21 protein-coding genes and 1 pseudogene are annotated in these 24818 nt (G+C 66.3%); 14 read left to right on the top strand and 8 right to left on the bottom strand.

From position 1 onward, the window contains the following. The first annotated feature begins 29 nt into the window (after positions 1-29). The 5 genes from GJ698_RS12150 (at position 30) to GJ698_RS12130 (ending at position 6200) form a co-directional block, all read left to right on the top strand. Positions 30-1463 (top strand): sensor histidine kinase, encoded by a 1434-nt coding sequence (locus GJ698_RS12150; protein WP_229259953.1) that lies wholly within the window; start codon positions 30-32, stop codon positions 1461-1463. Beyond that, the gene (locus tag GJ698_RS12145) at positions 1450-2073 is read left to right on the top strand and encodes a response regulator transcription factor (RefSeq protein ID WP_154357886.1); all 624 of its coding nucleotides are present in this window, start codon (positions 1450-1452) and stop codon (positions 2071-2073) included. Before GJ698_RS12150 ends, GJ698_RS12145 begins: the two co-directional genes overlap by 14 nt. A 110-nt stretch (positions 2074-2183) precedes the next feature. After that, positions 2184-2585, top strand: a complete 402-nt coding sequence (locus tag GJ698_RS12140; protein WP_371865266.1) for a response regulator transcription factor — start codon at positions 2184-2186, stop codon at positions 2583-2585. Positions 2586-2589: 4 nt separating this feature from the next. Continuing rightward, complete coding sequence (locus GJ698_RS12135) at positions 2590-4518, top strand: putative bifunctional diguanylate cyclase/phosphodiesterase (RefSeq protein WP_154357885.1); 1929 nt, start codon at positions 2590-2592, stop codon at positions 4516-4518. A gap of 14 nt (positions 4519-4532) precedes the next feature. Continuing rightward, positions 4533-6200, top strand: a complete 1668-nt coding sequence (locus tag GJ698_RS12130) for a methyl-accepting chemotaxis protein (protein ID WP_154357884.1) — start codon at positions 4533-4535, stop codon at positions 6198-6200. On the opposite strand, the gene GJ698_RS12125 is transcribed toward GJ698_RS12130, so the two are convergent. Continuing rightward, positions 6179-7279 carry a Gfo/Idh/MocA family protein gene (locus GJ698_RS12125; RefSeq protein ID WP_154357883.1) on the bottom strand — a complete coding sequence of 367 codons (1101 nt, stop codon included), beginning with the start codon at positions 7277-7279 and terminating at the stop codon, positions 6179-6181. The two genes, GJ698_RS12130 and GJ698_RS12125, sit on opposite strands and share 22 nt — an antisense overlap. Positions 7280-7435: 156 nt before the next feature. Then, a pseudogene (locus GJ698_RS12120) lies at positions 7436-8320 on the bottom strand (LysR family transcriptional regulator). 124 nt (positions 8321-8444) lie between these two features. On the opposite strand from GJ698_RS12120, the gene GJ698_RS12115 reads away from it, so the two are divergent. Both GJ698_RS12115 and GJ698_RS12110 read left to right on the top strand, forming a co-directional pair. Then, positions 8445-9551: an alkene reductase gene (locus tag GJ698_RS12115; RefSeq protein WP_154357882.1), complete on the top strand. Its 1107-nt coding sequence runs from the start codon at positions 8445-8447 to the stop codon at positions 9549-9551. Positions 9552-9595: 44 nt separating this feature from the next. Then, positions 9596-10231, top strand: a complete 636-nt coding sequence (locus tag GJ698_RS12110; protein WP_371865265.1) for a FecR family protein — start codon at positions 9596-9598, stop codon at positions 10229-10231. On the opposite strand, the gene GJ698_RS12105 is transcribed toward GJ698_RS12110, so the two are convergent. Beyond that, positions 10221-11195, bottom strand: coding sequence for a zinc-dependent alcohol dehydrogenase family protein (locus GJ698_RS12105; RefSeq protein WP_154357881.1), 975 nt, complete (start codon positions 11193-11195; stop codon positions 10221-10223). The genes GJ698_RS12110 and GJ698_RS12105 overlap by 11 nt on opposite strands. 121 nt (positions 11196-11316) lie before the next feature. Between GJ698_RS12105 and GJ698_RS12100 the strand changes: the two genes are divergently transcribed. Next, positions 11317-12234 carry a LysR family transcriptional regulator gene (locus tag GJ698_RS12100; protein WP_154357880.1) on the top strand — a complete coding sequence of 306 codons (918 nt, stop codon included), beginning with the start codon at positions 11317-11319 and terminating at the stop codon, positions 12232-12234. Here GJ698_RS12100 and fur read toward each other — a convergent pair. Then, positions 12197-12649: a ferric iron uptake transcriptional regulator gene (fur, locus tag GJ698_RS12095; RefSeq protein WP_154357879.1), complete on the bottom strand. Its 453-nt coding sequence runs from the start codon at positions 12647-12649 to the stop codon at positions 12197-12199. The two genes, GJ698_RS12100 and fur, sit on opposite strands and share 38 nt — an antisense overlap. A 141-nt stretch (positions 12650-12790) precedes the next feature. On the opposite strand from fur, the gene GJ698_RS12090 reads away from it, so the two are divergent. The 4 genes from GJ698_RS12090 to GJ698_RS12075 all read left to right on the top strand — a co-directional run bounded on the left by GJ698_RS12090 (position 12791) and on the right by GJ698_RS12075 (position 20262). Further along, positions 12791-15595, top strand: coding sequence for a hybrid sensor histidine kinase/response regulator (locus GJ698_RS12090; protein ID WP_371865264.1), 2805 nt, complete (start codon positions 12791-12793; stop codon positions 15593-15595). Between the two features lie 331 nt (positions 15596-15926). Then, complete coding sequence (locus tag GJ698_RS12085; RefSeq protein WP_154357878.1) at positions 15927-17189, top strand: hypothetical protein; 1263 nt, start codon at positions 15927-15929, stop codon at positions 17187-17189. A gap of 2 nt (positions 17190-17191) precedes the next feature. After that, a complete protein-coding gene (locus GJ698_RS12080) occupies positions 17192-17626 on the top strand; it encodes a type 2 periplasmic-binding domain-containing protein (RefSeq protein ID WP_154357877.1) in 435 nt (144 codons plus the stop codon). Further along, entirely contained in the window at positions 17623-20262 is a 2640-nt protein-coding gene (locus GJ698_RS12075) for a bifunctional diguanylate cyclase/phosphodiesterase (protein ID WP_154357876.1), read from the top strand. The genes GJ698_RS12080 and GJ698_RS12075 overlap by 4 nt, the downstream gene beginning before the upstream one ends. Here the strand turns inward: GJ698_RS12075 and GJ698_RS12070 are convergent. The 3 genes from GJ698_RS12070 to GJ698_RS12060 all read right to left on the bottom strand — a co-directional run bounded on the left by GJ698_RS12070 (position 20219) and on the right by GJ698_RS12060 (position 22779). Further along, positions 20219-20833, bottom strand: coding sequence for a hypothetical protein (locus GJ698_RS12070; RefSeq protein WP_154357875.1), 615 nt, complete (start codon positions 20831-20833; stop codon positions 20219-20221). The genes GJ698_RS12075 and GJ698_RS12070 overlap by 44 nt on opposite strands. 120 nt (positions 20834-20953) lie before the next feature. Then, positions 20954-21574, bottom strand: a complete 621-nt coding sequence (locus tag GJ698_RS12065) for a helix-turn-helix transcriptional regulator (protein ID WP_154357874.1) — start codon at positions 21572-21574, stop codon at positions 20954-20956. Next, positions 21571-22779: an MFS transporter gene (locus GJ698_RS12060; RefSeq protein ID WP_154357873.1), complete on the bottom strand. Its 1209-nt coding sequence runs from the start codon at positions 22777-22779 to the stop codon at positions 21571-21573. The genes GJ698_RS12065 and GJ698_RS12060 overlap by 4 nt, the downstream gene beginning before the upstream one ends. A gap of 143 nt (positions 22780-22922) precedes the next feature. Here GJ698_RS12060 and GJ698_RS12055 point away from each other — a divergent pair, with 143 nt between their 5' ends. Both GJ698_RS12055 and GJ698_RS12050 read left to right on the top strand, forming a co-directional pair. Beyond that, positions 22923-23249: a hypothetical protein gene (locus tag GJ698_RS12055; RefSeq protein ID WP_154357872.1), complete on the top strand. Its 327-nt coding sequence runs from the start codon at positions 22923-22925 to the stop codon at positions 23247-23249. 30 nt (positions 23250-23279) lie between these two features. Continuing rightward, complete coding sequence (locus GJ698_RS12050) at positions 23280-23804, top strand: hypothetical protein (RefSeq protein WP_154357871.1); 525 nt, start codon at positions 23280-23282, stop codon at positions 23802-23804. Here the strand turns inward: GJ698_RS12050 and GJ698_RS12045 are convergent. Then, positions 23752-24777, bottom strand: a complete 1026-nt coding sequence (locus GJ698_RS12045) for a transporter (protein WP_154357870.1) — start codon at positions 24775-24777, stop codon at positions 23752-23754. The genes GJ698_RS12050 and GJ698_RS12045 overlap by 53 nt on opposite strands. Positions 24778-24818: the final 41 nt, after the last annotated feature.

Raw genomic sequence — 24818 nt, 5'->3', positions numbered from 1 at the left:
GCATGTTACGGGTTCCCCGCACTCCCTGTATGTCCGCACTACTGATTTCCCTGATGCTGTTGATCTTCGCGATCGACACCTTTTCACCGCTGGACATGGCGATCGCCGTCATGTACGTGATCGTGGTGCTGGTCTCGGCCGGCATCTGGGCCCGGCGCGGCGTGCTGCTGGCCACCGCCAGTTGCCTGGTGCTGACCGTGCTGTCCTACGCGCTGACGCACACCACGGTGTTTTCGGCCGCCGCCTCCGGCCGTCTGCTGGTCGGCCTGCTGGCCATCGTGGTCACCTGCGTGCTGGTGCTGCGCGGCCAGGCCGCCACCGACGAGCTGCTGGCGCGCGAGGATGCGCTGCGCCGCAGCGAGGCCTTCCTGGCCGGCACCCAGCGCCTCAGCAAGACCGGCAGCTTCAGTTTCAAGGCGCCCGGCGGCGGCATGTACTGGTCGGACGAAGCGGCCCGCATCTACGGCTATCCGCTGGAGGTGGAGCCGACCATGGAGCGCATCCTGGCCCACACGGCGCCGGAGGACCGGCATATCGTGCAGGCGGCGCTCGACCAGTCGCTGCGCTGCGAGGACGAAATCGACCTGCGCCACCGGCTGCTGATGCCCGACGGTGAACTCAAATATGTGCACGTGCTGTCGCGCCCGCGCCACACCAAGGACGGCGGATGCGAGTACCTGGGCGCGCTGACCGACGTCACGGCGGCGGTGCTGGCGGAACAGGCGCTGCACCGCTCGCAGGTGCAGCTGGCGCACGCCACCCGCGTCACCATGCTGGGCGAGCTGGCCGCCTCGATCGCGCACGAAGTCAACCAGCCGCTGGCCGCGATTTCCACCAACGGCGAGGCCTGTCTGCGCTGGATGAACCGCCCGCAGCCGGAGATGGACGAGGCCAGGGCCACTGTCACCAGCATCCTGGAGGCCAGCGCCCGCGCGCGCGACGTGATCAAGCGCATCCGCGCGCTGGCGCGCCGCAGCGATCCCACCTACGCCGAGCTGGATCTGAAGTCGGTGGTGGAGGAGAGCGTGGACATGGTGCGGCGCGAGCTGAATAATCACCACGTGGCGCTGATGCTCGGGCTGGCGCCGGACCTGCCGCCGGTGAACGGCGACCGGGTGCAGCTGCAGCAGGTGCTGATCAATCTTCTGATGAACGCGATCCAGGCCATGGCCGCCTGCCGTCCCGGCCAGGCGGTGCTGACGGTGCAAACCCAGCGCGACGCCGCCGGCGCGCTGCAGCTCAGCGTCAGCGATTCCGGCCCCGGCATCCCGTCCAGCGCCGTGCCGCGCCTGTTCGAAGCCTTCTACAGCACCAAGGAGGACGGCATGGGCATGGGGCTGCCGATCTGCCGCTCCATCATCGAGAACCACGGCGGCCGTATCTGGGTCAAACAGCCGGCCCCGGACAGTCCCGTGGCCGGCGCCACCATTCTTTTCACCTTGCCCGCCCATGAACCAGATTGATTATTCGGACGCCCTGATCTACATCGTCGACGACGAGGCGCCGCTGCGCGACGCCATTTCCAGCCTGCTGCGCTCCATCGGCATGCAGGTCGCCAGCTTTCCCTCGGTGGCGGCGTTCCTGGCCGAGCCGCGGCGCGAACTGACCAGCTGCCTGCTGCTCGACGTGCGCCTGCAGGGCGTCAGCGGGCTGGATTTCCAGGCCGAGCTGAATCGCGACGGCGTGGCGCTGCCCATCATCTTCATGACCGGCCATGGCGACATTCCGATGTCGGTGCGGGCCATGAAGGCCGGCGCCGTTGATTTTTTGGCAAAGCCGTTCCGCGACCAGGACCTGCTGGACGCCATTCACCTGGCGCTGGCGGCCGACCAGGAGCGGCGCCAGCGCGACCAGGCCAGCAACGGGGTCAGGGCCTGCTACGCGACCCTGACCCCGCGCGAACGCGAGATCATGGCGCTGGCCGCCCGTGGCCTGATGAACAAGCAGATCGCCGGCGAGGTGGGCACCAGCGAGATCACGGTCAAGATCCATCGCGGCAACGCCATGCGCAAAATGCAGGCCAAGACCTTCGCCGATCTGGTACGCATGGCCGAGACGCTTGGTTTGGCCTGACCTGTGCCTGACCCTATACGCTTGTATAATTTTCTCAACCCTCTCTAAACTGTATTGTTCTCCCATGCGCTGGACGGCCGCGAGCCGCCGTCCGTACAAGGGAGTCACCAGTGTCAGATCCGGATCCACAATTTTGTAATATTGCCATCGTCGACGACGACGAAGACGTGCGTGTCGGCTTGCGGAGCCTGTTGCGCTCCTACGGCTACGCCGCCAACGCCTACGATTCCGCGCTGGCGCTGCTGGCTTCCGGTGCGCTGGGCGACTACCACTGCATCATCACCGACCTGCAAATGCCGGGCATGAGCGGCATCGAGCTGCTGGAACAGCTGCGCCGCGACGGCAATCCGCTGCCGCTGATCCTGATGACCGCCTTCCCGGAAGCCGCGTTGCGCAAGCGCGCACTGCTCGGCGGCGCCTCCTGCTTTTTGAGCAAACCCTTTGAAGCGAACGAACTGCTGCGCTGCCTGAACCAGGCCAGCGGCAGCTTCCCGACCCACGCCGAGGAGTAATTCCATGAAAAACATCATCAGCAGTTCGCGCCGTCTCATTTATATTTTGCTGCTGCTGGTGATCGCCGCCAGTATCACGCTGTCGGTGTTCATGGAGCGCACCGCGCACAACATCCGCCGCAACGAGACGCCGCTGCTGAACAGCACCATCCCGCAGATGCGCTACCTGGGCGACTTCGAAAGCGCCTTGCTGCGCTACCAGCTGGCGATGGACAAGCGCTTCACGGACTCGATCACGCCCGGCCGCTTCCAGTTTTTGGAAAGCATGGGCCGCGGTGAGCTGGACGCCACGCTGGCGCAGCTGCATTCCAGCCTGGGCGAAGGTCCGGAGCTGGATGCGCTGCGCGACGGCTACCAGCGCATCGTCAAGCTGACGCCGGAATTCGAACGCAATGTCGGCACCGATCCGGCCGCCGCCCGCGCCGTGTTGATCGAGATGAACGACGACGTCAAGCAGCTGCGCCTGCGCATCGACGGCCTGCAGCAGAACGTCGAGGACGCGATCTACGACAACGGCACCATGGCCAACCGCGCCATCGGCTGGATCACCGGCCTGGTACACGTGTTCGACGTGCTGGCGCTGGTGACCTGCGTCTTCATGCTGTACCACGTCCGGGCCCGGGTGCGGGTGGAGGACGAACTGAGTCACCAGGCGCGCCACGATCCGCTGACCGGCCTGGCGCACCGCCGCAGCTTCGAGGCGCGCCTGGCGTCGCTGCCGGCGGTGCCGCACGTGGTGGTGCTGGGGACCATCGACCGCTTCTCGCGCATCATCGGCGGCTTTGGTCACGCCTTCGGCGACCGCGTCATGATCGGTCTGGCGGAGCGCATCCGCAGCGCGGCGGAACGTAGCGGCGGCGAGGTGTTTCGCCTGGACGGCGCCAACTTCGCCATCCTGTTCCGCATGGAGTGCAGCGATCTGGCGCTGGCCGAGGCGCTGTCCACCCTGCGCGACGAAGTACGCAATCCCTACGACTGCGAAGGCCATGAAATCTACACCACCCTGAGCCTGGGCGCGGTCAGCTATCCCCAGCACGGCGCCAATCCGGACGTCCTGCTGCGCAATGCCGACGCCGCGCTGCAAGCGGCGCGCAAGGCCGGCGGCGACCGGCTGGAGGTCTACTCGCAACAGCTGAACGCCGAAGCGGGCGAACGGCTGGACCTGGAATCGCTGCTGCGCCATGCGGTGGAGCGCGAGGAACTGGAACTGCATTATCAACCGCAGCAGGCCTTGAGCGACGGCAGCCTGATCGGTTTCGAGGCGCTGGTGCGCTGGCGCCGCCAGGGCAAGCTGATTTCGCCGGCCGACTTCATTCCGCTGGCCGAGGAATCGGGCCTGATCGTCGGCATCGGCAACTGGGTGCTGGAAGAGGCCTGCCGCCAGATCAGCGTGTGGCAGGCCGAAACCGGCCAGCGCGTGGTGGTGGCGGTGAACATCTCGCCGCGCCAGTTTGCGGCGCCGGGCTTCCTGGCGCATCTGGAAGACCTGCTGGCCACCACCCACATCGATCCATCGTGCCTGGAGCTGGAAATTACCGAGAGCGTGATGGTGGAAGACGCGGAAAGCGCCATCGCCTTGCTGCACCGCCTGCGTTCTCTGGGCCTGAAGCTGGCCATCGACGATTTCGGCACCGGTTATTCCAGCCTGGCCTATCTGTCGCGCTTCCCGATCCACAAACTGAAAATCGACCAGTCCTTCGTCCGCAATATGCACTCGGTGAAAGAGCAGAGCGCCATCGTGCAGGCCACCATCAGCCTTGGCCACAGCCTGGGCCTGACCGTGATCGCCGAAGGCGTCGAGACCGAAACCCAGCGCGCCATGCTGTCCAACTGGCGCTGCGACGAGATCCAGGGTTACTACTACAGCCGTCCGTTACCGGCGGCATCCGCACTGAACTTCCTCGAAGGCAGCCTGCAGCTGCAGGCCGCATAACTTAGGAGATTGCCATGAACTGGTTCCGCAACCTGAAAATCGCCAAGAAGCTGAATGTGGTCGTCGCCGCCGTGCTGGCGATGATGATGGGGCTGGGCGTGTTCTCCGTGTTCCAGCTGTATGAGCTGGACCGGGTGACCAATGAAATCGACCACCGCTGGGCGCCGGGCGTGCGCAATGCGCTGGACATCAAGTACGGCCTGACGCGCTTCCGCACCTTTGAGCTGTTCCACGTGGTGTCGACCGAGCCGGACATCCTGCGCAAGTACGAGCAGGACATGGAAAGCCAGATGCAGCAGGTGCAGAATTCGCTGGGCGCCTATGCGGCGCAGCCGCGCAGCGGCGCCGAGATGGACATCATCGCCCAGTTGCAGGCGTCGCTGAACGCCTACCGTGGCGCGGTGCGCCAGGTGGTGGCCCTGTCGCGCCACGGCGACGACGTCGGCGCGCTGGCGGTGGTGCGCGGCGAATCGCGCAAGTACGACTTCGAGGCGATGGCGCTGATCGACAAGCTGGTCGCCATCAACGAAGCGGGCAGCGCGCAGGCCGCGCAGTCGGCCGACCAGACCTACCTGCATGCGCGGCATCTGATCTTCGCCTTCATGGCCGGCGCGCTGGTACTGGGCCTGCTGCTGGCGGGCCGCGTGGCGCGCATGATCTCGGTGCCGCTGGGCCGCGCCGTGGAGGTGGCGCGCCGCGTGGCGGAAGGCGACCTGCGGGTGGACGCGGACACCGGCGGCAAGGACGAAACGGCCGAACTGCTGCGCGCCATGAACCAGATGAGCGCCAACCTGCAACGCATGGTGACCCAGGTGCGCGGCGGCACCTACACCATCGCTACCGCCTCGGCGCAGATTTCGGCCGGCACCGGCGACCTGTCGCAGCGCACCGAAGGGCAGGCGGCCACGCTGGAAGAAACCGCGGCCACGGTGGAGGAACTGACCACCACCGTCGCCAACAACGCCGACAAGGCGGAACAGGCGCACAAGCTGATGGACCAGACCGCGCTGGTGGCGCGCGAAGCGGAAGTGGCGGTATCGGCGGTGACGGCGACCATGGAGCGCATCAGCACCTCGTCGCGCCGGATCGGCGACATCGTCGGGCTGATGGACGGCATCGCCTTCCAGACCAATCTGCTGGCGCTGAACGCGGCGGTGGAGGCGGCGCGCGCCGGCGAGCATGGACGCGGCTTCGCCGTGGTGGCGGCCGAGGTGCGGGCGCTGGCGCAGCGCAGCGCGCAGTCGGCCAGGGAAATCAAGGAGCTGATCGTGCAGTCGCTGGCCGAAGTGAACGGCGGCGGCCAGGCGGTGAAGGACGCCAGTGCCACCATCGACGACGTGGTGCGCGGCGTGCTGCGCGGCGCGACGCTGATGGGTGACATCAGCAACGGCACCCGCGAGCAAAGCCTGGGGCTGCAACTGGTGAACCGCACGCTGGCCTCGATGGACAGCGTGACGCAGCAAAACGCCACGCTGGTGGAGGAATCGCTGGCCGCCATCGTGTCCTTGCAGGAGCAGGCGGAGCGCCTGGCGCGCAGCGTCAGCCTGTTCAAGATGGCCGGCGGCGGCAAGGAAGAGCTGAACGTGATCGAAATGCCGGCGCCGCAGCGTCCGCGCAACCGGCCGGCGCCGGACTACAGCGCCGGCATGGCGTCGTCGGGCTATATGGCGGGACTGGTCTGAACCCGGCGGCCCCCGGCGTTCGATAGTTCGATGTTGTCGATCAGCCGGTGCATCGTCAGCGCATCGGCGAAGGTGGGCGCCAGGCGGGTGCCGTCACGCAGGTCGCTGGCGTAGGCGGCGTACAGGTTGGCCAGTTCCAGCTGGCTGCCGCCCAGCTGATTCGGCGGCAGCCAGTTGTACTGGTCCGGCACCGGCAGCACCTTGAGCGGCTGGCTGTCGCCCTGCGCGCCTTCGATGACGTTGAAGGCCTGGCCGAAGCTGGTGCTGTTGGAGATTTTCAGGTCGCCGCTGGAACCGGTCAGATCCAGCTGCCAGCCGTAGTTGTTACGCTTGCCCGCTTCCAGATGCGCGGTCAGCACGGCGCCGTTGGCGAAACTGCCGTTCACCACCACCTGGTCGGCCAGCGTGTGCGGCAGCTTTTCACCGGTTTCGATCAGCGTCACTTCCTTGAACTGATTGACGGCCAGCGCGCTGATGCTGGTCGGGTGGCCCAGCATGCTGAAGACGGCGTCGAAGAAATGGCCGCCGTAGATGTGCAGCAGGCCGGAATAGTTCTCCTGCGGGACGGTGAAGTACAGCGCCTGGACCCGCGCCGACTGGAAGTATTCGACGCTGACGTGCAGGCGCGCCGAACGCAGTTCACCGATGTAGCCATCGCGTACCAGGTCGCGCACATAGCGGTAGTCGGCGCCGAGACGGCGCTGCAAGCCGGCCAGGTGGCGCACGCCGGCCTGGTCGGCCAGCGCGATCAATTCCTGCGTCAATGCGGTGCGCGGCGTCAGCGGCCATTCGCTGTAGACGTCCTTGCCGGCTGCGATGGCGGCGCGGATCGCTTCTTCATGGCTCGGTGCGGGATTCAGCACCAGTACCAGATCCACCTCGGGATGATGGACCAGCGCCTGCAAGGAACTCAGTGCGTGCGGGATGCCGTGGCGCGCGGCGACTGCGTCGGCCTTTTCCTGGCTGCGGCTGTGGATCGCGGTCATCGCATACTGCGGCAGCAGCTTGAGGGCTGGGATGTGGCCATACTCGGCCCAATTGCCGGCGCCGACGATGCCGACACGGATTTTTTTGTTCATGCTAATTCCTTTCGTTGAGAGCCATTCATGCCGGACAGCAGGCCGGCGCTCATGGCGCTTACTCCGGTGGTGTGAGGGACGTAGTGTGCGGTCCACCGGTTTCGGAATAAAGAGGCTCCAGTTCCGATCATATCGGAGCTGGATGTCTTGAATGTCTCAGATGCGCATATTGGCGACCACGTAGTCGATCAGCGCGCGCAGTTTGGGAGAGGCGTAGCGGCTGCTGGGCCACAGCATCGAGAAGGTCACCGTCTGGTCCATATAGTCCTCCAGGATGATGCGCAGGCGGCCTGTTTTGAGTTCGTCGTCGAGGATGAAGGTGGGCAGGAAGGCGATGCCTTCGCCCTCCAGCAGCGCATAGGTGATCGCCTCGATGGTGGTGCAGGTCATGCGTTCTCTCAGCACCGGATCGGCAGCGCCGTCTTCCAGCTTGAAAGGCCAGCGCTCGATGCGGCCGGTGGCGGGGAATTTATGCAGCAGGCAGGCATGCTACGCCAGTTCCGACGGATGCGACGGCACGCCGTGCTGCTTCAGGTAACTGGCCGACGCCACCACCACCTGCCTGCACGAACCGATGCGGCGCGACGCCAGCCGGGAATCGTTTTGCGCACCGGTGCGGATCACGGCGTCGAAGCCTTCTTCGATCACGTCGACCATGCGGTCGGACAGGTCGATATCCAGCGCGATGTCTGGATAGCGGCGCATGAAACCGGTCAGCGTCGGCATGATCAATCCGGTCAGTTGGGGCGCGCTGACGCGCAGGCGGCCGCTGGGCGTGCCGGACAGCTCGGACAATTCGGCTTCCGCCGCTTCCACCTCGCTGAGGATGCGGCGGCAGCGTTCCAGGAACAGCAAGCCTTCGGCCGTCAGCGTGATGCTGCGGGTACTGCGGTGGAACAGGCGCACGTTCAGCCGTTCCTCCATGCGGGCGATGCTTTTGCCGACGGCGGAGGAGGACACGCCGAAATGCGTGGCGGCCTTGGTAAAGCTGCGCATCTCGGCCACGGTGACGAACATCGAAATTCCGCTCAGGCTGTCCATCCGGTTTTCCTCACGCTGATGTAATTGCGGAAGTATCTGTCCGATATCTTGCGAATGCAAGCCTATTTATCTTCAGTTGGCCGGTCCGTATATTCCCTCCATCGCAATCTCACTGGAGCAAATCATGAACAAGCTGATGTCCGCAGTTACCGTAGGCCCTTACACTTTCACTCACCGCGTGGTGCTGGCGCCGCTGACCCGCATGCGCGCCGAAGCCGGCGCCCGCCCCGGCGCGCTGATGGCGGAATACTATGCCCAGCGTACTTCGCCGGGTGGTTTGCTGATCGGCGAGGCGACCATCGCCGCTGAAAACGGCAACGGCTACCTCGGTGCGCCTGGCCTGTATGACGACAGCCAGATCGCCGGCTGGAAGCAGGTCACCGACGCCGTGCACGCCAAGGGCGGCAAGATCTTCCTGCAGCTGTACCACGCCGGCCGCCAGTCCAACAAGGACGTGCAGCCCGCCGGCAGCATTCCCGTCGGTCCGTCGGAAGTGCCGCACGGCGGCGTAGCCTACACCACGGAAGGCTGGGTGGCCAACACGCCCAACCGCGCACTGACCATTGCTGAAATCGAGGGGCTGGTCGAAAGCTTCCGCCAGGCCGCGATGCGCGGCAAGGAGGCCGGTTTCGACGGCGTCGAACTGCACGCGGCCAACGGCTATCTGTTCGACCAGTTCCTGCAGGACGGCAGCAACAAGCGCACCGACATCTATGGCGGCTCCTTCGAGAACCGCGCGCGCTTCCTGCTGGACGCCACCCGCGCCGTCATTTCGGTCTGGGGCAGCGACAAGGTGGCGGTGCGCATCGGCCCAAGCGGCAACTGGGGCGATATGTCGGACCGCGATCCGGAAGGCCTGTTCGCCTATGTGGCGCAGCAGCTGGCGGGCTTGAAGCTGGCCTACCTGCACCTGATCGAGCCGCGCATCGCCGGTAATATCGAGGACGTGAGCAAGAACCAGGCGCCGGTGGCTGCGCAATTGATCCGCAAGCATTACGCCGGCACCATCATCGCCGCTGGCGGCTTTGACGGCGCGGCGGCCGAAGCGATCCTGCAAGCGGGCGACGCCGACCTGGTGGCATTCGGCCGCCACTTCATCGCCAACCCGGACCTGCCGGAACGCCTGCGCAACGGCTGGCCGCTGAACGACTACGATCGTCCGAGCTTCTTCGGCGGCACGCATGTGGGCTACACCGATTATCCTTTCCACGAGCCTGCATCCGTGGTATAAAACCGCCTGTTCATATTTTGTACGGGTGTCGCATGCGGATATTGGTGGCTTTGCTGCTGTGGGTCGCTGCTACCTGCGCCATGGCGGCGCAGGTGGCGGGCGTGGTGGTGCAGGTGAGCGGCGCGATGAGCGCGCGCTCGCCGTCCGGGATGGTGAAAGCCCTGCAGGCGAAGTCGGAAGTGGAGAGCGGCGATACGCTGGTCACCGCCGCCGGCGCCTATGCGCTGGTGCGCTTCATCGACAACAGCGAATTGACGCTGAAGCCGGAAACCACGGTGGTGGTCGACCAGTTTTCCTTCAACAGCGCCAGACCGGAAAGCGACCGCGCCGCCTTCACGCTGGTGAAGGGCGGGCTGCGTTCGGTGACCGGCTTGCTGGGCAAGCGCAGCAAGGAGCGGTTTGCGCTGAAGACGCCCAGCGCCACCATCGGCATCCGTGGCACCACCTTCTTCCTGGAGTACCTGACCGCGCCGTCGTCCGGCCTGGAGCCCGGCCTGCACGTGCATGTCAGCGCGGGCGGCATCTCCATCGTCAACAGCGCCGGCGAGTTCCGTTACGATCCGGGCCAGTTCGGCTTCATCAAGGACGACAAGTCCAGGCCGGTGAAGATGTTCGCCAATCCGGGCATGCTGTTCGCGCCGCCGGCTTCGTTCGGCGAGGCGGATACGCTTATTCCATAAGCTCGACCACCACCTTGCCGCTGGCCGTGCGCTCCGTCAGCGCGCGGTGGGCGGCGCTGACGCTGCCGGCGGACAGCGTGTAGCGCGCCGGGTCCAGCAGCACCGTCAGTTTGCCGGCCGCCACCAGCGCGCTGGCTTCGCGCATGATGTCGCCGTGGTGGGCGCGGCCTTCGCCGCTCAACAGCGGCAGCAGCGTGAACACGCCGGAATAGGTGGCGGCGCGGAACGACAGCGGCGCCAGCGCATGCGTGCCCCAGCCAAGGCAGCTCACCACATGGCCGTGATAGCGGCGCGCGGCGCGAAACGAGGCGTCCAGCACCGCGCCGCCGACTGTGTCGTAGACGATGTCGAAGCCTGCGCCGGCATAATCTTCCACCGGCATATCGCGGTCGATGAAGGTGGCGCCCATGCCTTCGATGGCGGTGCGCTGTCCGGCGCTGCCGGTGGCCGAGACCTGCCCCCCCAGCGCCACCGCCAGCTGCACCGCCATGTGGCCGACGCCGCCGGCGCCGCCTTGCACCAGCACCGTCTTGCCGGCGCCGACGTGGGCGCGGTCGACCAGTCCCTCCCATGCGGTGATGAAGATCAGCGGCAGCGCGGCGGCTTCGCGCATCGACAAGTTGGCCGGCATGTGCGCCAGCAGGCGCGCGTCCACCGCCACGTATTCGGCCAGCGAGCCAGCCACGCCGCCAACGCCGCCGGTCATGCCGTAGACCCGGTCGCCCGGCGCGAAGCCCGCAACGTCCGCACCCACGCTGACCACCACGCCGGCCATGTCGATGCCCAGCACCGCAGGCAGCACTGCCTGCGCGTGGCCGGCCTGGCCGGCGGCGATCTTGGTGTCGAGCGGATTGACGCCGCTGGCGTGCACCCGCACCAGCACCTGGCCGGGACCGGCGCCTGGACGTGCGATATCCTGTTGGGTAAGCGGTGCGCCAAAGGCGCTCAGTACGATGGCTTGCATGGTGACGGCTCCTGAAGTAAGTTGATGGCGCCATTCTGCGGCAGCGACGCCTGGAGAAAAACCGGGCAAGCCGGGACGCAGTATCCCGAAATCGTGAATAATCGGGCTAAAGGAGAACGCAATGGACAGGTTGGATGCGCTGAAGGTGTTTTGCGCGGTGGTCGATACGGGAGGCTTTAGCCGCGCGGCGGCCCGGCTGGGGATTTCCACCTCTTCGGTCACGCATCAAATCGGTGTGCTGGAAGCGCACTTCGGCGTCAAGCTGCTGAACCGCACCACGCGCAGCATGTCGCTGACCGACGACGGCCGCCGCTGCATCGAACAGGCGCGCCGCCTGCTGGTCGACATGGACGAGCTGGAGGCGGGCATGAGCGATTCGCTGCACGCGCCGCGCGGCAGCCTGCGGGTTGACATGCCCGGCATCCTGCTGCGGCTTTACGTGGCGCCGGCGCTGCCGCGCTTCCTGGCCGCCCATCCGGAACTCAGCGTGCGGCTGACGGCCAGCGACCGCCTGATCGACATGGTCGACGAAGGCGTGGACGTGATGCTGCGCATCGGCGAACTGTCGGATTCCGCGCTGATCGGCCGCAGCATCTTCCACAACCGCTACATCTGCTGTGCCTCGCCGGACTTCATCGCCCGCCATGGCCGGCCGCAGCATCCGGATGACCTGGACCGGCTGCCGTGCCTGAACTTCGTCTATCCCAAGGCGCGCCAGCTGCGGCCATGGGCCTTCCAGCAGGACGGCCAGCCGTTCACCGCCACGCCGCGCGGCGCGGTGGCGATGGACCACGTGGAATCGCTGATCGAGATGGCGCTGCAAGGCGGCGGCATCATCCAGCATCTGTCAGTGTCGCTGGCGGCGCCGCTGCGCAGCGGCGCTCTGCTGCCGTTGCTGGAGCCGTGGCAGGCGGCGGGGCCGGATGTGTCTGTGCTGTATCCGCAGCGGCACCAGCGCGCCGCCAGGATCAAGGTCTTCGTCGACTTTATCGAAGACCTGTTCAGGAACGCCGCAGCTTCTTGCCGCCCATCGGCTTGATGCTGGCGGCGCAGTCGCCGCAAAAACCGTACAGCGACAGCGAGTGCTCGTGCAGCACGAAGTTGCGTTCGGCCGCCACGGCTTCCTGGCGCTGTTCGATTTCGGCGTCGAGGAATTCCTCCATGCGGCCGCAGTTGGTGCAGATCAGGTGATCGTGGTGGCTGCCTTCATTCAGCTCGAACACCGACGCCACCGACTCGAAATGGCGGCGGATCAGGATGCCGGCGTCGGCAAACTGCATCAGCACGCGGTAGACCGTGGCCAGGCCCATGTCGATATTCTCGTCGTGCAGCAGGCGGTAGACGTCATCTGCGCTCAGGTGCTTGCTCTTCGATTCCTGGAACAGCTGCAGGATGCGTAGCCGGGGCAGGGTGGCTTTCAGGCCGAGTTTGCGCAACTCTTGAGGGATATCCATGTGTCTCTATATGATAATGATTCCTATTCTCACCATGGTAGCGGAAATTTATGCCCGAAGCAATGCACGTTTGCTGTGGTGTGCGGAATTTGTGTAGAGGACGACGCTATAATTCATCAACCCTATCATCCTTCATTGCCCGTGAACTATCCATTCCTGCAAGGCGGCGGCCAACTCGCACACATCATCGCTGCCTTCGACTGGAGTAAGACCGCGCTGGGGCCGATGTCGGGCTGGCCGCAATCGCTGCATACCACGGTGGCGCTGGTGCTGCGTTCACCGGTGCCGATCGTCACGCTGTGGGGCGAGCCGGGGGTGATGATCTATAACGACGCCTATTCCGTGTTCGCCGGCGGCCGCCATCCGACGCTGCTCGGCTCCAATGTGCGCGAGGGCTGGCCGGAGGTGGCGGACTTCAACGACAACGTGCTGAAAGTCGGCCTGGCCGGCGGCACGCTGGCCTATGTGGACCAGGAGCTGACGCTGCACCGCACCGGCAAGCCGGAACAGGTGTGGATGAACCTCGACTATTCGCCTATCCTCAATGAAGATGGCACGCCGGTGGGCGTGATGGCGATCGTCATCGAGACCTCGGGCAAGGTCAAGGCCGAACGAGCGCTGCGCGACGAGAGCGACCGGCTGCGCGCCAGCGAAAACACCTTCCGCACGCTGGCACAGGCCATGCCCAGCCAGGTGTGGACCTCGGGCGCCGACGGCATCGTCGACTGGTTCAACGAGCAGGTCTACCGCTACACCGGCACGCCGGCCGGAGAGCTGGACCGCGACCGCTGGCGACAGCTGGTGCACGAGGACGACCGCGAGGCCTCTTCGCCGCTGTGGTTCGCCGCCGTCGCCGCCGGCCAGACCTACGAAACCGAATTCCGTATCCGCCGCGCGGACGGCGCCTGGCGCTGGCACCTGGTGCGCGCGCTGCCCATCTTCGATGAACACGGCGTGGTGCAGCGCTGGGTCGGCACCAACACCGATATCCAGGACCAGAAGTCGACCGCCGCCATGCTGCAGCAGCAGGTCAACGCGCGCACCGCGGAGCGCGACCGCATGTGGCAGTACTCCACCGACGTGATGCTGGTGGCGGAGCTGGAAGGCTGGATCACCGCCATCAATCCGGCCTTTACGCGGCTGCTGGGCTGGGAGGCGTCCGAGGTGGTGGGTACCTCGCTGTACACGCTGATCCATCCGGACGATATGGAGGCGTCGCAGCTGGAGATGGCGGCGCTGGCCGGTGGCGCCACCACCTTCAAGTTCGAGAACCGCACGCGGCGCAAGGGCGGCGGCTACGCCATCCTGTCGTGGACGGCGGCGCCGGATTCGCGCTACGTCCACGCGGTGGGCCGCGACATCACCGCCGAACGGGCGGCGGCGGAAGAGATGCGGCGCACGGCGGCAGCCTTGCAGCAATCGCAGAAGATGGAGGCGATCGGCAAGCTGACCGGCGGCGTGGCGCATGACTTCAACAATCTGCTGCAGGTCATCTCCGGCAACCTGCAACTGCTGGCCGGCGACATCAGCGGCAATGCGCGCGCCGAGCGGCGGCTGGACAATGCGCTGGCCGGCGTCACGCGCGGCGCCAAGCTGGCCAGCTACCTGCTGGCCTTCGGCCGCCGCCAGGCGCTCGATCCGCGCGTGGTCAAGATCGGCCGCTTCATCACCGGCATGGAAGACATGCTGCGCCGCAGCCTGGGCGAGGAGATCGAAGTGGAGATGGTGATTTCCGGCGGCTTGTGGAATACCCTGATCGACACCGCGCAGGTGGAAAACGCGGTGCTCAACCTGTGCATCAACGCGCGCGATGCGATGAACGGCGCCGGCCAGCTGACCATCGAGGTGGGCAACGCCTACCTGGACGACGCCTACGTCAATGCGCATCCCGAGCTGCAGGCCGGCCAGTACGTGATGATCGCCGTCAGCGACACCGGCAGCGGCATGACGCCGGAAGTGATGGCGCAGGCCTTCGACCCGTTCTTCTCCACCAAGCCGGAAGGCAAGGGCAGCGGCCTGGGACTGTCGATGGTGTACGGCTTCGCGCGGCAGTCCGGCGGCCACGTCAAGATCTACAGCGAGCCGGGCAACGGCACCTGCGTCAAACTGTACCTGCCGCGCTCCACCGAGGCGGAAGACGCGGCGCCGCAGCCGGAAGCGCGCGCCGTGGTCGGCGGCAAGGAAACCATCCTGGTGGCGGAAGACGACGAGGGCGTGCGCGCCACCGTGGTCGAGCTGCTCACCGAGCTGGGTTACCAGGTGCTGAAGGCGAACGACGCCGCCAGCGCCCTCAGCATCATCGACAGCGGCATGCAGATCGACCTGCTGTTCACCGACGTGGTGATGCCGGGCCCGCTGCGCAGCCCGGACCTGGCGCGCAAGGCGCGCGAGCGCCAGCCCGGCATGGCGGTGCTGTTCACCTCCGGCTACACCGAAAACGCCATCGTCCACGGCGGGCGGCTGGATGCGGGCGTCGACCTGCTGGGCAAGCCGTACACGCGCGAGGCGCTGGCGCGCAAGGTGCGCCATGTGCTGGGCAACCGCCAGCAGCAGGCGCAGACCGCCGGCGATGCGCAGGCCATGCAGGCCGCCGCGTCGGAGGCGCAGCCGGGTGCGGCGCGCATCCTGCTGGTGGAGGACGAGCCGGAACTGTGCGAAACCACCGCCGAGCTGCTGGAACTGCTGGGCCATACGGTGTTCGCCGCCAACGACGCCGCCACCGCGCTGGCGCTGCTGCAACAGCACGCGGTGGACATCATGCTGACCGATATCTCGCTACCCGACATGTCCGGCGAGGTGCTGGCGGCGCAGGCGCGCGCCGCGCAGCCGGCGCTGCGCATCATCTACGCCAGCGGCCAGCATCCGAGCGCGGCGCTGGAACGCGCGCAGTTCCTGCTGAAACCGTACAGCCTGGACAAGCTGGTCAGCGCATTGGCGCAACCATAAGATGGCGGAAACGGCAACAGGAATGTGGCTGTTTCGACATTGAAGTTATCAATCGCCTATCTTAAAATGTGATTTTTGGAGAGAATCTTTCGGTATATTGCTTTAAGGTATCGACAGTTGCTTTAATGCAGTATAAAGTTCATGTATCCGAATAAGTTCTTTCGTACGGCACCCCAGCCTTGTGCCTTCGCGCAGCAGTAGCGGCCTCCATGAGCCGGCCTGACGCCGAACCCCTTCCCACTCAGTGAAAATCAGACGCTGCCCGCATGCGGTGAGCGTCTGCGCGTACGCGCGCTGACAGTGGGGTGCCGATGACGATAACAGGAGTTGTATGACCGTAAACCTCTCGCCCAAGCGCGCCGCCGTGGCCGCCGTGACGATGCTGAGCTGCTGTGCAGCCCTGGCAGGCGAACCTGCGGGCGGCGCGGACGAGGGCGCGTCGCGCTGGAACTTCGGCGGCTTCGGCACGCTGGGCGCGGCGCGCAGCAACGGCGACCAGGCCGACTTCACGGCCAACGTCCTCAGTCCGGGCGCGGCCGGCTACAGCCATCAGTGGAGCGCGACGGTGGACAGCCGCGTGGGCGTGCGCGCCGGCGTGACGCTGGACAGCCACTGGTCGGCGGTGGTGCAGCTGCTGTCCGAACGCACGCTGACCAACGGCTATGCGCCGACCGTGCAATGGGCGTATCTGCAGTACCAGGCCACGCCGGATCTGACCATGCGCGCCGGCCGCATCACGCTGCCGCTGTTTTTGGCCGGCGACTACCGCAAGGTCGGTTACGCCTTGCCGTGGGTGCGGCCGCCGGTGGAGCTGTACGGCGCGATTCCGCTGTCCAGCAGCGACGGCGCGGACCTCAGCTACCGCTGGCAGTCCGGCGACGCCAGCAACCTGACCCAGTTGTTCTACGGCCGTGCCGACGTGCCGGCCACGCCGGGCGCGCGGGCGCAGGCGCATGGCCTGGCCGGCCTGTCCAACACCACCACCGCCGGCGCCTTGACGCTGCGTGCCAGCATGCTGCGCGCGGACCTCAGCGTCGACATCGCGCGCGCGCTGTTCGACGGCCTGCGCCAGTATGGCGACCAGGGCGGCGAACTGGCGGACCGCTACGAGCTGCGCGCCAAGCATGCGTATGTCGCCACGCTCGGCTTCACCTATGATCCGGGGCGCTGGTTCGCCATGGGCGAGATCGGCCGCTTCAACGCGCGCTCCTATTTGGGCGACAAGACCGTCGCCTATCTCAGCGCCGGCTACCGCCATCGCGACCTGACGCCTTACCTGCTGTACTCGGTGTCGCGGCCGAACATGCAGACCAGCGTCGCCGGGCTGGATGTCGGCCAGCTGCCGGCGCGGCAGGCGCTGGTGGGCCGGCAGCTCAACAGCGGCTTGAACCAGTTGCTGGCGGCGATCCCGCGCCAGGACACCGCCGGCGCCGGCGTGCGCTGGGACCTGCATCCCAACTACGCGCTGAAGCTGCAATACGACCGCATCATGCCGCAGCAGGGCTCGACCGGCACCTTCATCAACGTCCAGCCGGGCTTCCGCTCGGGCCATCCGGTGGCCGTGGTCAGTGTCGTCCTGGATTGCGTGTTCTGACCATGTTCAAGCTCCTGTCCCGTCTACGCTGGTGTCTTGCGGTGTGCCTGCTGTGCAGCGGCATGGCCAGCGGCGCCGAATTCGTGGTAATCGTCTCGGCCAGGAATCCCGTCAGCACGCTGCGCACGGAGCAGGTGGCGGCCATCTTCCTCGGCCAGAGCGGCCGCTTCCCCGGCGGCGCCGAGGCGGTCGCGCTTGACCTGCCGCTGGGCAGCGCGCTGCGCAACGACTTCTACAACACGGTGGCGGCGCGCACGCCGGCGCTGATGAAAGCTTACTGGTCCAAAATGGTGTTCACGGGACGCGGCCAGCCGCCGCGCGAATTGTCCGGCAGCGTCGCGGTGCGCAAGCTGGTGGCGGACAATCCGGCCATGATCGCCTACATCGACAAGTCGGCGCTGGATGCCAGCGTCAAAGCCATACAGGTGACGCCATGAACGCCAACAAGGAATCGCTGCGCGCGCGCTGGTCGCGCCGCGGCCTGGACACGCACGTTTCGCTGCCGCTGTTTGCGCTGCTGCTGCTGGTGGCGATCTGGGTGGTGACTTTCCACGAGATCGACGCCGAGCGCGAACATGCGCAGGAATCGGCCAGCGACTCGCTGCACGAAATGCTGGGCACCTACGAGGCGCAGGTGGCGCGCAGCATCGACGGCATCGACCAGACGCTGCGCATGGTGAAGTATGCGGTGGAGCGCAAGGGCGCGCTGGGCGCCTTGCCGGAGCTGGGCCGCGAAGGCCTGCTGCCGCCGGGCGTGGTGTTCGTGGTCAGCATCGTCGACCGCAACGGCATGACGGTGGCCAGCCATCCGCGCGCGCTGTCGATTTCGGTGGCCGACCAGGGTTACTTCAAGTTCCACCAGGAGCGCGACAGCGGCGCCACCTTTGTCAGCCAGGTACTGCGCGACGCCGCCAACAGTGAATGGCATTTGCACTTCACGCGCCGGCTGGACGACGCCGACGGCAACTTCGCCGGCATCGTCATCGTCGAAACCGATCCGGCGTATTTCACCAGCAGCTATGAGCGCAGCCGTCTCGGCGAGCGCGGCATGCTGGGCCTGGTGGGCACGGACGGCGTGGTGCGCGCGCTGCGCACCGGCGACAAAATGTCGTTCGGCCAGCGTCTCGGCAGCGCCGACGGCGAAATCGAAAACCAGATCGGCGGCAAGTACAGCGGCATGCGCGAACTGCACGGCATCGCGCTGAATGTGCTGGTGGGGCTGGACGAGACGGAGCTGATGGCCGGCTTCGAGCGCCAGCGCCGCGAAAAATTGTGGGAAGGCGTGATTCTCAGCGGCGGCCTGGTGCTGCTCACCGGGCTGCTCTGGCTGTGGTCCTGGCAGGGCGCGCGCAACCGCGCCAGGATGCGGCGCGCGCAGGAAACCTATGCGGCGGCGTCGGCGGCCAGCCTGGACGCCTTCTTCCTGATGCGCGAGCTGCATGACGAATACGACGTGATCGTCGACTTCAAGATCGTCGACGCCAACCAGCGCGCCGCGCAGATGATGGGCCGCAGCCGGGAAGAACTGTGCAGCACCACCATGTGCGAACTGATACCGGACGCGCGCCACAACGGCATGCTGAAGCACCTGATCCAGGTGATGCGCGTCGGCGGCATGCATGAACAGGAGTGGCAAAGCACGGTGCCGCAACTGGGCGGGCGCTGGCTGCACCAGCAGGTGGTGGCGGTGGAGGGCGGCATCGTCGCCATCGTGCGCGACATCTCGGAGCGCAAGCTGGCCGAGGAGCGCATGCTGCACCTGGCGCACCACGACACGCTGACCGGCCTGCCCAACCGCATCCTGATCGCCGACCGCCTGGAGCACACCATCGCGCAGGCGCGGCGCGGCGGCGGCTCGGTGCTGGTGGCCTTCATCGACCTCGATGGCTTCAAGCTGGTGAACGATGGCCTGGGCCACAACGCCGGCGACGAACTGCTGAAAGTGGTGGCCGAGCGCATGGCCGGCTGCCTGCGCGCCAGCGACACCGTGGGCCGCTTCGGCGGCGACGAATTCGTGCTGCTGCTGAACGAGCCGGGATCGGCGGTCGACGCGGCGCCGGTGCTGGAGCGCGTGCGCGAGGCGGTGCTGCAGTCGGTCAGCGTCAGCGGGCAGGATGTGCAGGTCAGCTGCAGCATCGGTGTGGCGGTGTATCCGAACGACGGCGGCGACCCGGAAACGCTGCTGATGAACGCCGACGCGGCGATGTACCGCGCCAAGGAGCTGGGCAAGAACAACTGCCAGTTCTACACCCGCGAAATGAACAGCAGCATCGAGGAAAAGCTGGTGCTGCTGGAAGGCCTGCGCAGCGCGCTGGACGACGGCCAGTTCCGCCTGGTGTACCAGCCCAAGGTGGACCTGCACACGGGCCGCGTGTTCGGCGTCGAGGCGCTGGTGCGCTGGGACCATCCCGAACATGGCGTGATCGGGCCGGACCGCTTCATCCCGCTGGCCGAGGAGAGCGGCATGATCGTGGCGCTGGGCGACTGGGTGCTGCGCAGCGCCTGCGCGCAGAACCGCGCCTGGCAGCAGGCCGGCATTGCGCCGTTGCGCATTTCGGTCAACGTGTCGCCGCGCCAGTTCGAAGATCCGCAGCTGGTGCAGCGCGTGCAGCGGGCGCTGGACGACAGCGGCCTGACGCCGGACTGGCTGGAACTGGAGGTGACCGAAGGCGTGATCATGCGCGACCTGCAGCAGGCCGTGGCCAAGATGGCCGAGGTGCGGGCGATGGGCGTATCGCTGTCGATCGACGATTTCGGCACGGGCTATTCCAGCCTGTCGGCGCTGAAGTCGTTCCCGATCTCGACACTGAAGATCGACAAGTCCTTCGTGCGCGACCTGGGACGCAGCAGCGGCGACGAGGCGATCGCCAGTTCCATCATCGGCCTGGCGCACCGCCTCAAGCTGCGGGTGATTGCGGAAGGCGTGGAAACCGAGCAGCAGCGCAGCTTCCTGCGCGAGAACGGCTGCGACGAGATGCAGGGCTATCTGTTCAGCCGTCCGCTGCCGCCGCAGCAACTGGCGGCGCTGCTTACAACTGGTTCAGCGCCTCGGTCGCTGCCTGCGGCAGCATGATGTTGTTGGCCTTGGCGTAGGCCACGGCCGCGCGCAGCGTTTCGCCTAGGTCCTTGACGGAACCCGGCAGCGCCTTGCTCAGGTAGATCGCCGATGCTGCCGCGCCGCCGCCCGGTTTCAGCGTCTTGCGGACTTCGGCCAGGTCGCGCGCCATGCTGGCTTCGGCGGTCAGGCCGCGCGCCAGGTCGCCGACGGCTGAGCTGAAGGCCAGCTTGGCGGTGTCGCTCAACTCGGCCTTGGCGGCCAGTTTCTGTTCCAGCGCGTGGCCGCTGTCGGACTGCACTTTCAACGCTTCTTCGATCTGGGCGCGGGTAGCGTCGGCGCTCAGCGTGCCGGCGGCGGCGGTGGCTTGCGCCGCCGCGTCGTTCAGGCCGACGGCGCCGAGCAGTTTGGCGTCAGCGTTGAGCACCAGTTGGGCGTTGTCCATGTGGCTGGCGACGATGGCCGGCGGATTCAGATTAACCTTGTCGACGCCGGCATAAGTGCCGCCGCCGTTGCCCAGCTGGGCAACGGCGGCGCCACAGGCCAGCAGCAGCGCTGCGCCGGCCATGGTGGTGAAAGATTTTGCCAAGTTGATTCTCCTGTTGGTTCTTGATAGTGGTGGTGCCCGGTGCCGCAGCCGGTATTGTGCAGCTTGCAACGCGCGGCAACATATCAAAATGTAACAGTTATCAAAATATTTCACCATGCCTTATATCTGCTTGATGAGGTAGACGCAGCGCCGCGCGCCGGCCAGCATGTGTTCCACGCGGCCGACCGAGCAATCCGGCCCCAGCACGCGCTGGAACAGGTCCAGCTCGGAACGGCAGAACTGCTGGCACTGCTTGGCGGCGGCGCAGATCGGACAGTGGTTTTCCACCAGCAGCAGGCTGCCGTCGTCCTGCGATTCGACTTCGGCCATATAGCCTTCGGCGGTGCGGGCCTGGACCAGCGCCTGCACGCGCTCGGGCAGGTCGCGGGCGCCGGCCAGATGGAGGCGGTAGTCGCGCTCGCTGCTGGCTTCGCGCGACTGGATCAGCTTGTCCAGGCCGGCGTCGCCGAACAGGCTGCGCACCTGGTCGATCAGTTGCACCGTCAGTTCGGCGTGGCGGTCGGGGAAGCGGGCGTGGCCGGCTTCGGTCAGCAGCCAGCGGCGTGACGGCCGGCCCGGCTTGTCGGCCACATCCTCGTAGGTGACCATGCCTTTGTCCTGCCACGATTCGAGCTGCTTGCGCGCGCCCATCGAGGTCAGGTCCAGCAGCGCGGCCAGCTGCTGCGCGGTTTGCGGGCCGCGCGTCTTGATCAGGAACAGCGTCTGGTCGGCGGTGTTCATGCCAGCGCCTCCGTCTGCATGCTGCGGTGCCAGCTTTGCATGCGCCAGGCCGACCAGGCGGTGAGGGCCGCGCCGAGCAGCAGGATCAGGCGCGTGTCGATCAAGGTCAGCACCGCGCCGGCCAGCGCCATGATGATGTTGGCCAGGCAGAAGGTGGTGGAAATCAGTCCCATCACCGCGCCCTGGCCATGGGCGGCGCCGAAGCGTTCGGCGCAGTAGTTGGGCACGATGGCGTTGTAGAACGAATGCGGTATGCCGTACAGGACGATGCACAGGATGCCGAGCGTGGCGTTGCTGGCGGCCAGCGCGGCGATGATGGCCGCCACGGCAAAGGCGTAGAGACGGGCGCGCAGCAGCGGCTCGCCCTGGAACGGCCGGCCGGCGACGATGGTGGTGGCGGTCATCACGGCGCACATGGCGGCGGTGGTCCAGGCGATGCCCTGGGCGCCGTAGCCGGGCACTTCGACCAGCCACAGCGGGTAGAACTCGTAGAAGCCGGTGACGCCGCAGGTGTAGGCCAGCGTGATGATGAACAGGCCGCGCAGGTCCGGTTCGCGCAGCAGGTTGAGCGCGTGGCGGTCGCGCGCCACCTGCCACCAGGAGGTGGTGGCGTTGGACGGCGCCTCGCGCGGCAGCGTGACGGCAACCAGTGCGGCGACGATCAGCAGCGCTGTGACGGCGACCCAGAACGGCGTGGTGATGCCGAATTGCAGCGTGGCGCCGGCCAGCAGCGGGCCGGCCAGCCAGCCCATGTAGAAGGCGCCGTTCAGCCAGGACAGCGCTTTGCGGCGCAGGTCGCCTTCGAGGCGGTCGGCCAGCAGCGCGCGGGCGACCGAGCCGCTGCCTTCCAGCAGGCCGGTGGCGAAGCGGGCGACGATGAACAGCGGGTAGGATTCGATCAGCAGCGCGCCGGCGGTGACGGCGTGGCCAATGGCGGCGCCGACGGCGGTAACCAGCAGCACCGGCCGGCGGCCGTAGCGGTCCGACATCGGTCCGAGCAGGGCGGAGCCGATCAGCAGGCCGATGGGGTTAATGGTCAGCGCCAGGCCGAACAGCAGCTTGGGCGGCAGGTTGAGGAAGGTATTCAGGCCGTTGGTGGCGCCGGCCGCGAACAGCGGCGGCAGGATGGGATAGGGCAGCGCGGCGCCGATGGTGGACAGCAGGGCCAGCAGGCAGGCGGAGAAGATGAGTAGGGGTGTTTTCATGCCCTCCACTGTAGTGCCGGTCCGATAATAAGTAAACAAAAAAGTTTATTTATTTGCCGATGTCAGCGGCAAGGCATGTATTTGACATATATCAATCCTGCTCAGCTTGCCAGAGGCGACCGTTAAGGCGCACGATGGATCACATGGAAACCGAGACCACACAGCCGAACGAAGAATTGTCAGCACTGAACAGGCGCCTGACGGCGGTCGAACGCGATCTGGGCGTGCTGACCAAAACGGTTGCCACAAAAGAGGATGTCGTAGAATTAAAGAGCCATATCTCGCGTGTCGAGATCACGCTGGCGGGTGCGCAGGCGACTCTACTGAACATGGAAAAGCATTTCGCCACCAAGGCCGACCTGTCGGCGCTGGAAACACGCATCATGAAGTGGATGATCACCACGCTGGTTGGCGTGGCGGCGCTGAATTCTTCCATGGTGCTTATCGTGGTCAAGCTGGTCCATGTATGATGCTGGCATTTCCATCAACGCCATTTCGACATGAAAGACTGGTTTGCCGGCGAGCGCGGGGCGTATTTCTTCCTGTGGCTCGGCATCGGCCTGATCGCGCTGTTCGGCGTGCTGGAATACCGCTTTCCACAGGCGCCGCAGCTGGAGACGGCGCGCGGCCGCGTGACGTGGCAGCAGGAGACGCGCGGCGCGCTGTACTTCACGCTGTCGGACCAGCAGCAACTGGTGTTGTACGCCAAGGGCGACGGCGATGGCCGCCAGCGCCAGACCATCCGCGACGCCGCGCTGTATCCCGTCACCGTGAAATTCTTCCGCCAGCAGAAAACCGGCATCGGCTTCGCGCCAGGCGTGTTTTATACCGCCTACGGCGTGTCGGTGGGCGGCAAGGAAGTGGCCAGCCTGGAGCAGGTGCGCCGCGATTACCGGCGCGATAACCTGATCGCGCTGGTGATGGGCATCGCCGCCGCCGCGGCCGGCGCCTGGCGGGTGCGGACGCTCGGTCCTAGCTCACGTCGCGCTGGCGGCGGAAGGCCAGCCAGCCGGCGATCACGGTAAAGCTGGCGACAATTACCACCACCACCAGGAAGCCATGCTCGGACTGGGCCAGCGGAATGCCGCCCACGTTCATACCCAGCAAGCCGGCGATGATGTTGATCGGCAGGGCCAGCACGGTCACCACGGTCAGCACGAACAGGCTGTGGTTATTCGCCTCGCTGGCCAGCGCCGCGATTTCCTCTTGTATCAGCTTGATGCGTTCCTGCAGCGACGCCATGTCGGCCAGCACCATGGAGAATTCCTCGGTCGACTGGCGCAGCTCCTGCGCATCGATTTCCGCCACCCAGGCCGGCGGCTTCTGCAGAAGGCGGAACAGCGCCGCCGGTTCCGGCGCCAGCAGGCGCTGCAAGCGCACCAGCACCCGGCGCAAGGCGCCCAGGCTGGCGCGCTTGGTGGTCAGCTTGCCGGCCAGCAGATTGTCTTCGATGCCGTCGACGGTGGTGATGGCGTCGCGCACGATCTTGATCAGGGCGTCGGCCTGGTCGCGCAGCAGGTGGATCAGCAGCTCCACCGACGAGCGTATCGGTTCGCCGTTGCGCACCGCGTTGCGCAGGCTGTCGACCGCGCGCAGCGGCTTGCGGCGCGCGCTGATGACGATCTGCCTGTCGACGCTGAGCCACAGCGTGGAGATGTCGGACGGCTCGAAGGTAAAGTCGTGCACGACGTCGTTGACCACCGCGATCAGCGTGTTGTCGGCCAGTTCGATGCGGGTCGAGCGCGGCCCTTCATGCAGGCTGTCGTAGAACTCCTCGGGCAGCACGGTGTGCTCGTGCAGCCATTTCTCGCTGGCGGTGTTGGCCAGGTTGTAGTGCAGCCAGACGAATTCCTGTGGATGCTGTTCGCGCTCCTTGAGCCACTTGCAGGCGGCGTCGGTGTCCAGCGGCAGGGCCTTGCCTGCGGCGTCGCGGCCAAACAGATAGCCGCATACCAGGCCGGATTGATCGGAGCCGTAGGACAGGGGCGCAGTCTGCATGCATTTCTCCACAAAGAGCAACGGACCGCCCTGCGCCGGAC

The sequence above is a fragment of the Duganella aquatilis genome, from assembly GCF_009674565.1.
Taxonomy (GTDB): Bacteria; Pseudomonadota; Gammaproteobacteria; order Burkholderiales; family Burkholderiaceae_D; genus Rugamonas; species Rugamonas aquatilis.
This window is presented reverse-complemented; position numbering and strand designations above follow the sequence as displayed.

What these genes read in the sequence shown, in the direction of transcription:
- GJ698_RS12145 (WP_154357886.1), top strand. Translation starts at nt 1,450, where the DNA reads ATGAACCAGATTGATTATTCGGACGCCCTGATCTACATCGTCGACGAC.
- GJ698_RS12115 (WP_154357882.1), top strand. Translation starts at nt 8,445, where the DNA reads ATGAACAAGCTGATGTCCGCAGTTACCGTAGGCCCTTACACTTTCACT.
- GJ698_RS12100 (WP_154357880.1), top strand. Translation starts at nt 11,317, where the DNA reads ATGGACAGGTTGGATGCGCTGAAGGTGTTTTGCGCGGTGGTCGATACG.
- GJ698_RS12075 (WP_154357876.1), top strand. Translation starts at nt 17,623, where the DNA reads ATGAACGCCAACAAGGAATCGCTGCGCGCGCGCTGGTCGCGCCGCGGC.
- GJ698_RS12065 (WP_154357874.1), bottom strand. Translation starts at nt 21,574, where the DNA reads ATGAACACCGCCGACCAGACGCTGTTCCTGATCAAGACGCGCGGCCCG.
- GJ698_RS12135 (WP_154357885.1), top strand. Translation starts at nt 2,590, where the DNA reads ATGAAAAACATCATCAGCAGTTCGCGCCGTCTCATTTATATTTTGCTG.
- GJ698_RS12080 (WP_154357877.1), top strand. Translation starts at nt 17,192, where the DNA reads ATGTTCAAGCTCCTGTCCCGTCTACGCTGGTGTCTTGCGGTGTGCCTG.
- GJ698_RS12105 (WP_154357881.1), bottom strand. Translation starts at nt 11,195, where the DNA reads ATGCAAGCCATCGTACTGAGCGCCTTTGGCGCACCGCTTACCCAACAG.
- GJ698_RS12055 (WP_154357872.1), top strand. Translation starts at nt 22,923, where the DNA reads ATGGAAACCGAGACCACACAGCCGAACGAAGAATTGTCAGCACTGAAC.
- GJ698_RS12050 (WP_154357871.1), top strand. Translation starts at nt 23,280, where the DNA reads ATGAAAGACTGGTTTGCCGGCGAGCGCGGGGCGTATTTCTTCCTGTGG.
- GJ698_RS12130 (WP_154357884.1), top strand. Translation starts at nt 4,533, where the DNA reads ATGAACTGGTTCCGCAACCTGAAAATCGCCAAGAAGCTGAATGTGGTC.
- GJ698_RS12060 (WP_154357873.1), bottom strand. Translation starts at nt 22,779, where the DNA reads ATGAAAACACCCCTACTCATCTTCTCCGCCTGCCTGCTGGCCCTGCTG.
- GJ698_RS12085 (WP_154357878.1), top strand. Translation starts at nt 15,927, where the DNA reads ATGACCGTAAACCTCTCGCCCAAGCGCGCCGCCGTGGCCGCCGTGACG.
- GJ698_RS12150 (WP_229259953.1), top strand. Translation starts at nt 30, where the DNA reads ATGTCCGCACTACTGATTTCCCTGATGCTGTTGATCTTCGCGATCGAC.
- GJ698_RS12125 (WP_154357883.1), bottom strand. Translation starts at nt 7,279, where the DNA reads ATGAACAAAAAAATCCGTGTCGGCATCGTCGGCGCCGGCAATTGGGCC.
- GJ698_RS12045 (WP_154357870.1), bottom strand. Translation starts at nt 24,777, where the DNA reads ATGCAGACTGCGCCCCTGTCCTACGGCTCCGATCAATCCGGCCTGGTA.
- fur (WP_154357879.1), bottom strand. Translation starts at nt 12,649, where the DNA reads ATGGATATCCCTCAAGAGTTGCGCAAACTCGGCCTGAAAGCCACCCTG.